This is a genomic window from Streptomyces sp. SID8352, from assembly GCF_009862265.1.
Classification (GTDB): Bacteria; Actinomycetota; Actinomycetes; order Streptomycetales; family Streptomycetaceae; genus Streptomyces.
In genome coordinates, this window is the sequence record NZ_WWGX01000068.1 from 21624 (window position 1) to 34103 (window position 12480).

Consider the following 12480-nt stretch of genomic DNA (forward strand, 5'->3'; position numbering starts at 1 on the left):
CAGGGCCGTGTGCCCCGTGGGTCCCGCAGGGCCACGGGTCCCGTAGGCCCGGCAAGGCCCGTAGGCCCCGTAAGGCCCGCAGGGCCATGGGCCCCGCGGAACGGAACCCCTTGGGGCCCATGGGTCCCGTAGGGCCGTGGGGGACGCCCCGGAGGCGGCAGGTGGGTCGGCGTACCCGCACCCCCTACGGATCCCCCGGAGAGGGCCGCCCCTCCCCGGAGGCCGGGCCGGGATCATTCCATGCTCAGCGGCACCGCGGCACCGGGCCCCCGGCCGGGACTCCCCGTCGGGGACGGTTCCCGCCCGCGGCGGGCGGCGAGTTCGAAGGCGGCGAGGACGACCCGGCTCTGGTACTCGACCTGCCGCGCGACCGGTATCCAGCGGGCGCCGCAGCCGTCGTGGTAGTCGGCGCACCACTCGTCGACGGCCGCGTCCAGTTCGGGCAGCACCGCCGCCGGGTCGGGTCCGGTCCGGGTCACCAACTGGTGCAGCAGCCCCGCCGTGCGCAGCGCCAGCCGCCGCCCGGCGAGCCGCAGCGCGACCAGGTGGGCGGTGGTCATCGGGGGCAGCGCGCGGCCCGTCCCGTCGTCGGTACCGGGGTCCCAGGCGTCCGCCAGCCGGGGGGAGACCAGCAGGTAGTCGTCGACCGGCGCGAGCAGCCGGGCGGCGTCCGGTCCGGGCGGGACGTGCGGCCGCAGCCGGGCGAGGAGCCGGTGCAGCCGCCGGGTGTCGCGGCGCAGGGCGTCGCTGACGGTGCGCAGCTGCGCGTCCCGGTCGTCCGGGGGCGATCCGTCCCCCACCGCCGCCACGCCCCACATCGGGGCCTCGACGACGGCGGTGACGGTGCCGTAGCGACGCGGGTGGCACCACGTCGAGTCGACGGCCGCCTCGGTGATCGCGGCGGTGAAGTCGCCCTGGCGGGGCAGCGGGATGCGGTACAGGGCGGGGCCGAGACAGGGCCAGTACAGGGTGTCGTAGGAGCCCAGCTCACGGGGGATGCCGAGGCGGGCCGCAGCGAGGGCCATGCGGTCCGCGAGACCGGGCAGGTCGTGGGTCAGCTCGGCGAAGCCGCCGCCCACGTCGACGCCGTGCAGCGAGCACTGGAGGAACGGCCGCAGCTCCGCCTGGAGCCGCAGCAGGGTCCGGGTCTCGGGCAGGGTCGCGCGGTCGGGGCCGTCGGGCAGCCACTCGGGCTGCTCCAGGAAGCCGGGGCGGTAGAAGTTCCGGGCGTAGCGGCCGAGGGTGTACGGGCCGGTCAGCCAGCCCTCGTTGCGGCGCAGCCCGTCGGGGTCGGCGCACAGCAGCAGGTTCCACGTGGCGTCGGCGCCCTCGGTGAGCCGGGGATCCTCCAGCGCGCGTTCGGCCAGCCGCAGCACGGTCGCGCCGCCCACGGGTTCGTTGGCGTGCGGCCCGGCGACGACGAGCACCTGGCGGCTGCCGCAGCCCACGGAGAGCAGCAGCATCGGGGAGCCGGCCCGGGAGGTGCCCACACGGCGCAGCCGGGCCTGCCGGGGATGGCGTTCGACGAGGTCGGCGGCACGGTCGCCCAGCTCGTCCACGGTCGGATAGCGCAGGATCGGCGGCAGAGCACACCTCCACGATGCGTGCCGTCGGGTCACCTGGTGTGCTCGGTGTACGCACAGTCAGTCACGACTCGGCAGGCGCGTCAACACCTTGAAAGGCAAAGGGTCATATGCCAGCGCGGCCGGACCGGGCCCCCTGGAACCCCCGGGGTGGGGAGCGGACGGTTCCGGAGGGGCACGGCGGGAACGGGGCGGGCACGAACCCCGGTAGGGCCGGAGCGGACGGACGGGTCCGGCGTCCGCCGGCGCGCGCAGGGGGCGCTGCGCGGGCGCTCGCACCGGTGCCGGAGCCCCGACGGACGGGGCCGCCGGTGCGGCTCGGACCGGGGCCGGGCATCCCGGCGGACTCGGGCCTGCGGGCGGGGCCGCCGGTACCGCTCCCGACCGGGGCCGGACGCGCCCGGCGGGCGGAGGACCGGCGGGCGGGCGGAGGACCGGCGGGCGGGCCCAGGCGTGACGGGCGGACGGCCGGTTCGGCCCCCGGGACGGACCGGTGCTCACGTCACAGGTGCGGCGGAACGCACCGGCCGGTCTCCGCCCCCGGCCGGACGGGGCACGCGTACGTGACGGGGCACGCGTACGTGCGGAAGGCATCCGGGTGGAGACACACGACCCGGCGGAGGCCACCCGTACGGGGCCGAGACACGCGCACGCGGGCGCACGCGCAGGGTACCGGTCACGGAACCGACGACCGTGATCGAGACCCGCGCACGCGGGCGCACGCACAGGGAGGAGCCGGGCAGTGGCCGGACCCGGGCGGATCGGGAAGGGCCGTACCGGGCGAGTGCCGGGCGGGGAGCGTGTCGGCCGGACGCCGGCGGCGGACCGTACCGGGCGAGCGCCGGGCGGAAAAGGGCGCGGCGGGGCCCCACCGCTCCGGGTCAGCCCGCGGAGAGGCGGAAGGCCATCCGCCCGAACCCGATCTGGTCACCTTCTCGCACCACCGCCGCGCCGATCACCCGACGGCCGTTCACCGTCGTGCCGTTGGTCGAGCCGAGGTCCCGCAGCACCCACATCCCTCCTTGGAGGGAGAGTTCGGCGTGCACCCGGGAGACCGTCTCGTGGGTCAGCCGCAGCCCGTTGGCCGGATCACGCCCTATGCGCAGCGCCCGGCCGGTGCCAGGGTGCGGCAGCAGCAGCTTCGGCAGCCGTTCGGCCTGCCACGCCCTGCGCAGCCGCACGGTGAAGCCGGAGACCGCCTCGACGCCCCCGAGCACCAGCCGCGACAGACGCCGCTCCCGGGGCAGGTCGGCGGTGAGCGCGGCCAACTCGTGGGAGTGGTGTGCGGACAGGGCCAGTTCCATCCGGCGGATGAAGGTGTCGTGCGACAGACGGCCCATGGCGACGCCGTCCCGCAACGCCTTCAGCGCCTTGTCCCGCTCCGCGTCGGACAGGCGCGCGGGGTACGTGTTGAACTCGAAGGACGACGTCACCCTGGTGATTCTCGGTCAGCCGCGGCGGGGTGTCCAGAAGACCGGAGAACAGCGCCCCTCCCGCCGCCCCGCGCCCGCGCCCCACCACCACGCGCCCCCCGCCACCGGTCCCCGACCGTCCCACCGCCCCGTTGTCCCTCCCCGTCCCGCCGCCGTCCCTCCCCCCGTCCCGCCACCCGGCCGCCCCGCCACCCTCCACCGGGCGGTCGCCGACCCGCCACCGGGGCCCGCGTACCGCCCCCGGCCCCCGCACCGGCGCACCGCACCCCGGAACGCCCCGCGCTCCCCCGGCCCGCCCCTCCGGTACCGCGTCCGGCCCGGTGCGCCGCGCGAACGGCGGCATTCGAAGGCGGATCACCCCGGGGTGCAGGACCATGGACGGACGAGACCACGGTGAGCGGCCGAAGGGGAACCGTCCGTGCAGTTCGAGGTGTGGGCACCGCGGGCCGACCGCGTGACGCTGGCGTGCGACGGGACCGGGTACGCCCTGGAGCGCGATCCGGAGCGCCCCGGCTGGTGGTGCGGCCGGGCCCCGGCACGGGACGGCTCGCGCTACGGCTTCTCGGTGGACGGCGGCCCGGTGCTGCCCGACCCGCGCTCGCGGCGGCAGCCGGACGGCCCCGACGGGCTGAGCGCGGTCGTCGACCGGGGCCACCACACCTGGCGCACCGAGTGGGCCGGACGGCCGCTCCGGGGCGCGGTCCTCTACGAGCTGCACGTGGGCACCTTCACGCCCGGCGGCACCCTGGACAGCGCGGCCGAGCGCCTCGGCCACCTCGCCGAACTGGGCGTCACCCACGTCGAGCTGATGCCGCTGTGCCCCTTCCCCGGCCGCCACGGCTGGGGGTACGACGGGGTGTCGCCGTGGGCCGTGCACGAACCCTACGGCGGGCCCGCGGCGTTGAAGCGCTTCGTCGACCGGGCGCACGAGCTGGGCCTCGGCGTCGTCCTGGACGTGGTCCACAACCACCTGGGGCCGTCGGGCAACCATCTGCCCGCCTTCGGACCGTACTTCACGGACACCCACCGGACGCCCTGGGGCGCCGCCGTCAACCTGGACGCGCCCGGCTCCGACGAGGTGCGGGCCTACCTCGTGGAGAGCGCGCTCTCCTGGCTGCGCGACCACCGCCTCGACGGGCTGCGCCTGGACGCCGTGCACGCCCTCGCCGACACCCGCGCCGTGCACTTCCTGGAGGAGCTGTCGACGGCCGTCGACGGCCTCTCCGCCGAACTGCGCCGCCCGCTGTTCCTGATCGCGGAGTCCGATCGGAACGACCCCCGGATCATCACCCCCCGCGGCTACGGCGGCCTGGGCGTGCACGCCCAGTGGAACGACGACTTCCACCACGCCCTGCACACCGCGCTGACCGGCGAATCACAGGGCTACTACGCGGACTTCGCGCGGGACCCGATGGCGGCGCTGGCCAAGACGCTCTCCCGGGGCTTCTTCCACGACGGCACCTACTCCTCCTTCCGGGGCCGCCACCACGGACGTCCGCTGGACCGGGGCGTGGTGGCCGCGCACCGGCTGACGGGCTACGCCCAGACCCACGACCAGATCGGCAACCGGGCCCGGGGCGAACGGCTTTCCGCCCTGGTTCCCCTCGGGCTGGCGGCGTGCGCGGCGACGCTGATGCTGACGGCGCCGTTCACGCCGATGCTGTTCATGGGCGAGGAGTGGGCGGCCGGCACCCCCTGGCAGTACTTCACCGACCACACCGATCCCGCGCTGGCCGAGGCGGTGCGGCGGGGCAGGCGGCGGGAGTTCGCCGCGCACGGCTGGACCGGGGACGAGGTGCCCGACCCGCAGGACCCGGCGACGCGCGACCGCTCCGTCCTCGACTGGTCGGAGCCGGAGCGCGAGCCGCACGCGCGGATGCTGGCCTGGTACCGGCGACTGATCGCCCTGCGCCACGAACAGCCGGACCTCGGCAACCCGGACCTCGCGGACACCAGGGTGGCCTACGGTCCCGGGGCCCGCTGGCTGGCCTTCCGGCGCGGCGACGTCCGGGTCGTCGTCAACCTGGGCCCCGACGAGGCCACCGTCCCCCTGGGCAGCAGGCCCGCGGCGGTGCTCGCCGCGTGGGAGCCGGCAGGGGGGCCGGACGAGGACGGGATGCTGCGGATGCCGGGCGAGTCGAGCGCGGTACTGCTCCAGGAGTGACCCCCGCCCCACCGCGGGCCCGGCTCCCCCGCCGCAGGCTCCCACGCCCCCCCTGTCTCCCCACCGCCGGAGGCTCCCACGCGCGGCCCGCCCACTCCTCCTCCGCCGGAGGCACTACGGCCCGTCCCCGTTCTCCCCCTCGCTCGGCTCGGTCACCCGTTCCAGCAGGATCGGTTCCCAGGCGCGGCGCAGCCGGGCCCTCGGCCGGGGCGGGGCGGCGGCGGGGCCCTCGGCCAGGGCGTCCGCGAGCTGGACCACGGTGTCGCAGCGGGCCAGCCACAGCCCGCGCAGACACGAACGGGCGCCGTAGCCCGCCAGCGTGGCGGCGCGGACGGCGGCGGGCGACCCGACGGAGGCGGCGAGCCCGGCGATGTCCTCCGCCGGGTCGCCCAGCACGGCGTCGGCCCAGCCGAGGACCCCGCGCACCCGGCCGTCGGCACGGACCACGAGGTGCTCGCCCGACAGCGCCCGGTGGACCAGGACGGCGGTGCCCGGCGGGGTCCCGAGCTGCGCCGTCGCCACCCTGCCCAGCCGCTCCCGGTGGGCGGCGTCGAACTCGTCGGTCTCGGCCAGCCGCCCGGAGGCCTGCTCGGCGGACCGGCGCAGCACTTCCAGGGAGCGCGGCGCGGTGAGCGGCACGCCGAGGGTCGCGGCCCGGTGGACCGGCACCTCGCGCAGCCCGGTGAGCAGGGCCGCCAGGTCGGCCTCCCCGACGGCGGAGACGGAATGCTCCTCGGCCGTGCCGCCGGGCAGCACGGTGTCCAGCGTGTACGGCAGGCCGGGCGCCCACTCGCCGTGCGCGACACTCGTCGGCACCCCGACCGGGAGGTGCGGCCGGACCAGCTCCCGCAGCCGCAGTTCGCGCCGCCGGAGCACGGCGGTCTCCCGGTCGAGGGCCAGACGCAGCACATGGCGCGGGCCGACCAACCAAGTGGCGGCCGGTCCGTCGCCCCCGCGCGCGGGCCGGACCTCGGGCCCGTCGCCCCCGGCCGCCGCCTCCCCCGTCCCAGCGGCGCCGCCGGCCACGCCCGCGGAGTCCGCGTCGTCCGCCTCCCCCGCCACCGGCCCGCCCCGCGCGGTCGCCGCGCCGCCCGGCGCGTCCCCGCCCGCCGGTCCGTCCGCGAGGAGGGAACGGACCAGCCGGCGGACGGTGTCCGCGGTGGGTTCGGGTGGCTGGACCATGGTCGTGCCGTCGTCCTTCGGTGCTCGGGGGCGGGGGCGGGCCGGGGCGCGTCACTCCACGACGACCAGCTCCCGGGTGGTCCCGTTCAGGCGGCGCCCGCCGTCCCCGGTGACGGTGACGATGTCCTCGATCCGCACCCCGAAGCGGCCCGGCAGGTACACCCCCGGCTCGACGGAGAAGCACATGCCGGGCACCAGGGGCTGCTCCTCGCCCTCGATCATGTACGGGGGCTCATGGGTGGTGACGCCGATGCCGTGGCCGGTGCGGTGGATGAAGTACTCCCCGTACCCGGCGGCGTCGATGACCGCGCGGGCGGCCCGGTCCACCTCCTGGCAGGCGACGCCGGGCCGCACCGCCCGGAACCCCGCCTCCTGCGCCTCGCGCACGACGTCGTGCACCCGGCGTTCCTCCTCGGTGGGCTCGCCGACGTGGACGGTGCGGGAGGTGTCGGAGCCGTAGCCGTCCTTGAGGCCGCCGAAGTCGAGGACGATCATGTCGCCGTCCTCGATGACCCGGTCGCCGACCTCGTGGTGCGGGTTGGCCCCGTTGGGACCGGAGGCGACGATGGTGAAGTCGACCTGGGAGTGCCCGAAGCGCAGCAGCAGGGCGGCCAGGTCGGCGGCGACCTCGGACTCCCGACGGCCGCCGAAGCGGACCCGGCGGATCTCCTCGAAGGCCGCGTCGGCCGCCGCGCCCGCCGCGGCCAGCAGTTCCAGCTCGGCCGCGTCCTTGACGGCGCGCAGCATCGGCAGGGCGTCGGTGAGCGCGGCGTACGAGGTGTCCGGCAGGGCCCGTTGGAGGCTCAGCAGGTGCAACGCCCAGGCGTTGTCGCTGACCCCGAACCGCCCGGAGCGGTCGAGCAGCTCGGCCGTCCCGGCGTACGGGTCCCTGCCGTCGGTCCAGTCCCGCAGGGTCAGGGCCGGCGCCCCGGCGGCCTTGGCGGCGTCGGGCGCCTCCAGGGCGGGGACGACGAGGACGGGGGCCCGTTCGGGGACCAGGACCAGCAGGGTGAGCCGCTCCGTGACGGCGGTGGGCGCGTAGCCGGTGAGCCAGACCAGATCGGGCCCGGGCGCCACCAGCAGTCCGCCGAGCCCGGCGTCGGCGGCGGCCCGCGCGGCGCGCTCCATACGGGCCGCGTAGTCGGCGGCGGTGAAGGGGGCGACGGGCGTGCTGCCGGTCATCCGGAGCCTCCTGACGGGGAAGAGGGCCTACGGGCAGCATCCTGCCCGTCCGCCGCGACCGCCGCGAGCCGGTCGCCGCACCGGGGCCGCGCGCCGCCCCGATCCCTCCGGGCCTCCCCCGATCGAAGGAGACCGAACAGGGGACGCCGCCGTGGGGGCGGAGCAACACCCGCACCGCTCCCCCAGGCCCACAGCCCCGCGGCCCGCGCCGACGCCCGCCACGGGCCCATGGGCCCACCCGGTCCGGCACGGCCGCCGGGGCCGGTCCCGGTCACGGCGGCTCCACCAGCCGGGCACGGTCCCGCACGGCCGGAGCCGGGAAGCCCCGGGGCGCCCGCATCGGCCCCGGCCCGGGAACCGCTCCTCCGGCCACGGCCCGGCTCGCCCCTGGTCCGCCCGGGGCCGTGCGGGGCACCCGGACCGATCCGCCCCGACCGCGCACCGACGCCCGGACCCGGGTACGGGTTCCCCCGACGGGCCCCGTCCCCCGGCCCGCCCCGGCCATGTCCTGGTGGGCCCGGCCCAGGGGCGCCCGCGCCGGTCATGCCCCGGTCCCGGCCCTCCCCCGGCCGACTCCGTGGCGCGGCCCCGACCGGCCGCAACCGCCCCGGCCCTGACCGGGAGCACGGGCGGTGGCGGGGGCCGCGTGGAATCCGCGTCCCCGTCGGGACCGGCGGTCTCCCGGGGCGAGGTCCCGCCGAAGGCGACCAGGAGGGACCGCGATCCGATCGGACGGCGATCCGGCCGGACGAGGCGCACCGGACGGGCCCACGTGACAGCGGCTCCACGGGGCGGCAGCCCCACCCGGACACCAGCCCCACCCGGACGGCAGCCCCACGGACAGCGGCCCGACCGGACGGCAGCCCGCCGAACAGCCGTCCCACCGTGCCGCGTTCCGTCAGACGATGACCCCGGGGACGGCCCTCACCTGCTGGTAGACGCCGCTGGGATGGCGCACCGTCAGGGTGACCTCGTCCCCCGGTCTGGCGCGGGCGACGGCGTGGGCGAGGTCGGCGGCCGTGTCGATGCGGTCCCCGCCGAGTGTCAGCAGGACGTCGCCCCGGACCAGCCCAGCCGAGTGGCCCGGGCCGGGCACATGGACGCCGACCACCAGCGCGCCCGGCTTCTCGTCGTCCACCACCTCCACGCCGAGCGCGGCGGCGGTCGCCGCCGGTGCCGGGGTCCCGGGCGGCGTCACGGCGGCACGGGCGTCCGCCGGGGGCCCCGGCAGCCCCGTCGCCCCCGCGGCCTCCGCCGACTCGGGGGGTCCGGCCGCCGGGGCCGCCGCCCGGTGCTCCGGTCCCCGGAGCCCGGTGTGGGTGACGCCCAGCGTGCCGAGCCCGACACCCGCGAGGAGCAGCACCGCCGCGGCGAGCAGCCCGCACAGCACCCCGGTGACCCGGCGCCGACGCTCCCGGCCGGTGCACGGGCACGGCTCCGGTCCGGCCTCCGGGTACGGGCCGGGCACGGTGGCGCTGCCCGGGTCCCGGCCCGGCGTCGGCTCGGGTCGCAGTCCACTGTGTTCCATGGTTCGCCTCCGCCAGTGCTCTACCCTGCGCACCGGGGTGCGACGAGCCACGAACGAGTGAGACCGCCGGTTCCCGGGTGCGCCGGGTCAGCCGTGCGACAGCACCGGGACCATCCCCGCCGGGGGACCCGGAATCCGGAACCCCGCCGACGGCACGGGCACCGCGGGCGCGCGGTCCGGCAGGAACCGGTGGGTGCGCCCGGCCAGGTACTCGGCCGTGTACCGGGGCACGCTGCGGTGCCAGTTGAGGATGCCCGCCATCCAGTTCTGCAGATCGGTCACATAGCCCGCCATGACCGCCCGCGCCTCCTGCGAGAGCTGGAAGTCGTCGTAGACGACGGGCAGTTCATGCGCCACGACGTGCTCGAACTGCCGCATGCGCTGGTTCATCAGGTCCTGCACGACGGGAAGGGCGGTCGGATAGTCGATGCCGAAGAAGTTCTGCACGACCAGGACCGCGTTGTGCACCTCGCCCTCGTACTGGATCTCCTTCTGGTACGAGAACACGTCGTTGAGCAGGCAGGCGAAGTCGATCGCCGCGTTCTCCAGGGAGCGGACGGGGCCGCTGCGGTACACGTCGGGCGGCACGGCCGGGCCGTGTCCCGCGCGGCACAGGCCCAGGGTGAGGTCGGAGCCGAAGGTGGCTCGGCGCATCTCCAGGTAGTCCACCGGGTCCGGCACCCGGTGCTGGATCTGGTTGGACAGCTCCCACACCCACGCCTCGGTCATCACGTCGACCGCGGCCCGCAGGGGGCGCCGCTGCTCGGGCGTCATGCCCGCCGTGGTGCGCTCCCACAGGTCGATCAGCGAGCGCTCCATGGCGTTGGCGGGCGGAGGGACCGGCTCCCCGTCGAGCGGCATGCAGGCGGAGAGGCGGGCGGTGGTCAGCCGGGCGGCGGCCAGGTCGCGGCGGTGGCCGTAGACCAGCGGGTAGTAGTCGTCGCCGTAGGTGCCGAAGGCCAGCCAGTCGGAGGCGAGGTCGAGCTGGTCCTGGGTGGCGTCCGGGTCGAGGCCCGCCGCGCACAGCGGCAGGTCGCAACTGGCCAGTTTGTCCTCGTCCCAGACCCCCTCGGCGAGGATGCCCATGCGGTGCGACCACTCCAGCAGGTGCCGCCGGGAGCCGTCGAGCGCGGGGCTGAGCGTGAGGGGGTAGGGCATGCGGATCTCGGGGATGATCGAGGGGCCGACCTCGGGGTACGGGACCTGGGTGTGGGCGCGGACCCGGCGGGCACCGGCGGCGGTGAGCAGCGCGCCCACGTCGGCGGCGGAGGTCCCGGGGCCGGAGGGGCTCTCCCAGGGGGAGCCGGAGCGGGCGCCCTTGTTCATGTAGCGGCTGGAGCGCATGTGCCACTCGTGGCCGCCGGCCTGCCAGTCCTGGAGGCCCTTGGCGTACTCCGCGACGGCGGCGACCTCGGCGGGCGCCAGCCCGTTCTCCAGGGCCACGGCGGGCACCTCGGTGAGGGCGGTGTGCTCGAACTGGTGCAGCCGGGAGGTCAGTACGTCGTTGACGGTGTCGGCGGCCTCCTGGGTGGTGCAGCCGAAGAAGGTCTCCAGCACCAGCACGCCGTTGCTCAGCTCGCCCTCGTCCTCCACCTCCCGCTGGTAGGAGAACAGGTCGTTGCGCAGATGGACGGCGTCGGAGAAGGTCTCCATCAGGACCCGCAGCGGCCGGGACTCCGCGACGGAGGCCGGCACCTCGGAGGCCGCGTACTCCACGAGCCCCGCCGACCAGGGGGCGCCACCGACCTTGCGGCGCATCTCGATGTACTCGACGGGGTTGGCGATCCGCCCCTCGTTGATGTTGGACAGCTCCCAGAGGGACTCGTTGAGCAGGTGCTCCGTGGCGACGGCGAAGCGGCGCCGCCAGTCGGCCGACATCGCCGGGACCGTGCGCGTCCAGAGGTCGGCGAGACCGGCCTCGACCGGGTTCTCCGGCTCGGGCATCCCGGCGCCGAGGTCGAGCGGCATGAACAGGGGCAGCCGGTCCAGGTGGGCCTTCCCGGCGACCCGGTCCTGGGAGCGCTTGAACTTCTCCAGGAAGTGGTCGTCGAAGAAGAAGACCCACACGTACCAGTCGGTGATCAGGGAGAGGGCCGGTCCGTCGCAGTCGGGATGGGTGTAGGCGCAGAGCAGACCGTAGTCGTGCGCGTCGAGATCGGACTGCTCCCAGACCCCGGACCCCTCCAGCATGCCCATCTCGCGCGCCCACGCGGTGGAATGGGCGCGGGCCTCGTCGAGATGGGGATTCAGCCGCGCGGGGTGCGGCATGTAGAAGTGCGGGAGTTCGAAGGGCTGTTGCGTCATGTGCGGGGCACTACCCAGGGGTTTCCCCGCGCATCCGCCGGGAGGCACATGATCACACCATCGCGTGAATCATGCGGGAAACCGGGAACTTTCGCGGCCCGCGCACTCGTACTCACGAGTTCCCCAACCGGAGCCCCTCGCTCGGGTGTTCACCCGGGACCCCGGCGTCCGAACCACCCCGCGCGGACGGGCGCGGAACCGGCCGGGCCCGCCCGGGTGCGGACGCACCGGGGGCGGCGGACGGATGCACCGGCACGGGAGCGCCCAAGAGGCCCCGGGGAGCGGGGCGGGGGCACGCGGCCACGAATTCCCGCCCTCACCACCAACGAGCGAAGTCCTTTGAGGATGCGGGGACTTGAGGAAGCGCCGCTACGGCATCTCCCGTTCGAGCCGTGCCGCCAGGGTGAGGTAGCGGGCGCGGCGGGTCACGGGGACGAGGCCGCGGATCAGGAGGTGCCACATCTCGGCCATCCGGCGCGGCTGCCGCGTCACCGGCTCCAGGGACCGGCCCACCACGCGGGTGCCGACGAAGGAGCAGACGAGGGTGTGGGCCACGGAGTCCACGTCGATGTCGGGATGGACGTCGGACTGCCGTACGGCGTCGACGAGTCGCGCGGAGGTGAGGTCCAGCCACTCCGTGAACGGATGGCGCAGCGGGGGCCGTACGCCCACCCCCTGGGTGGCGAGCCGCAGTCCGGCGCGCAGGACCGGGCCCTCGGCGGCGAGCCGGGTGACCCCGAAGGTGAGGCGCATCAGCGCCTCCAGGGAGGTGTAGCCCCTGCCGTCCAGCTCGGTCGCCAGCCGGCGCGAGGTGGTGGCCTGGAGCTCCAGGATGGCGTGGGCCAGGTCCTCCTTGGCCGCGAAGTGGAAGTACAGGGCGCCCTTGGTGACGCCCGCGTGCTCCACGATCTCGCCCAGACTGGTCGACTCGTAACCGTGACGGTCGAACAGATCGGCGGCGGCCCGGACGATCGTGGCGCGCGTCTGCTCGGCGCGTAACTGCCTCGCCATCGGCTGAACACTCCTGAGCTGGGACCCGGCACTCGGTGCCGGTCGCGTTGACCCCCCGTACACGATAACTCACCATCCGATGAACTCTCAGAT

At 76.0% G+C, this 12480-nt stretch carries 8 protein-coding genes; 1 reads left to right on the top strand and 7 read right to left on the bottom strand.

The window, feature by feature from the left end; translation table 11 throughout:
• Positions 1-233: 233 nt before the first annotated feature.
• Positions 234-1559, bottom strand: a complete 1326-nt coding sequence (locus GTY84_RS20840; protein WP_161227887.1) for a M14 family zinc carboxypeptidase — start codon at positions 1557-1559, stop codon at positions 234-236.
• 905 nt (positions 1560-2464) lie between these two features.
• A complete protein-coding gene (locus tag GTY84_RS20845; protein WP_161227832.1) occupies positions 2465-3016 on the bottom strand; it encodes an FHA domain-containing protein in 552 nt (183 codons plus the stop codon).
• Between the two features lie 418 nt (positions 3017-3434).
• Between GTY84_RS20845 and treZ the strand changes: the two genes are divergently transcribed.
• The gene (treZ, locus tag GTY84_RS20850) at positions 3435-5180 is read left to right on the top strand and encodes a malto-oligosyltrehalose trehalohydrolase (RefSeq protein WP_161227833.1); all 1746 of its coding nucleotides are present in this window, start codon (positions 3435-3437) and stop codon (positions 5178-5180) included.
• A 114-nt stretch (positions 5181-5294) separates the two neighbouring features.
• Here the strand turns inward: treZ and GTY84_RS20855 are convergent, their stop codons facing one another.
• From GTY84_RS20855 to GTY84_RS20875, 5 genes are all read right to left on the bottom strand, one after another.
• Positions 5295-6362 carry an aminoglycoside phosphotransferase family protein gene (locus tag GTY84_RS20855; RefSeq protein ID WP_161227834.1) on the bottom strand — a complete coding sequence of 356 codons (1068 nt, stop codon included), beginning with the start codon at positions 6360-6362 and terminating at the stop codon, positions 5295-5297.
• Between the two features lie 51 nt (positions 6363-6413).
• Positions 6414-7544 carry an aminopeptidase P family protein gene (locus GTY84_RS20860; RefSeq protein ID WP_161227835.1) on the bottom strand — a complete coding sequence of 377 codons (1131 nt, stop codon included), beginning with the start codon at positions 7542-7544 and terminating at the stop codon, positions 6414-6416.
• An 898-nt stretch (positions 7545-8442) separates the two neighbouring features.
• A complete protein-coding gene (locus GTY84_RS20865; protein WP_161227836.1) occupies positions 8443-9072 on the bottom strand; it encodes a PDZ domain-containing protein in 630 nt (209 codons plus the stop codon).
• 87 nt (positions 9073-9159) lie between these two features.
• Positions 9160-11376 carry a germacradienol/geosmin synthase Cyc2 gene (gene cyc2, locus GTY84_RS20870; protein ID WP_161227837.1) on the bottom strand — a complete coding sequence of 739 codons (2217 nt, stop codon included), beginning with the start codon at positions 11374-11376 and terminating at the stop codon, positions 9160-9162.
• Between the two features lie 369 nt (positions 11377-11745).
• Positions 11746-12387, bottom strand: coding sequence for a ScbR family autoregulator-binding transcription factor (locus GTY84_RS20875; RefSeq protein WP_161227838.1), 642 nt, complete (start codon positions 12385-12387; stop codon positions 11746-11748).
• Positions 12388-12480: the final 93 nt, after the last annotated feature.

Bases quoted from the DNA above. Each gene is read 5' to 3' on its own strand.
- GTY84_RS20860 (WP_161227835.1), bottom strand. From the start codon at position 7,544: ATGACCGGCAGCACGCCCGTCGCCCCCTTCACCGCCGCCGACTACGCG.
- GTY84_RS20875 (WP_161227838.1), bottom strand. From the start codon at position 12,387: ATGGCGAGGCAGTTACGCGCCGAGCAGACGCGCGCCACGATCGTCCGG.
- GTY84_RS20865 (WP_161227836.1), bottom strand. From the start codon at position 9,072: ATGGAACACAGTGGACTGCGACCCGAGCCGACGCCGGGCCGGGACCCG.
- cyc2 (WP_161227837.1), bottom strand. From the start codon at position 11,376: ATGACGCAACAGCCCTTCGAACTCCCGCACTTCTACATGCCGCACCCC.
- GTY84_RS20855 (WP_161227834.1), bottom strand. From the start codon at position 6,362: ATGGTCCAGCCACCCGAACCCACCGCGGACACCGTCCGCCGGCTGGTC.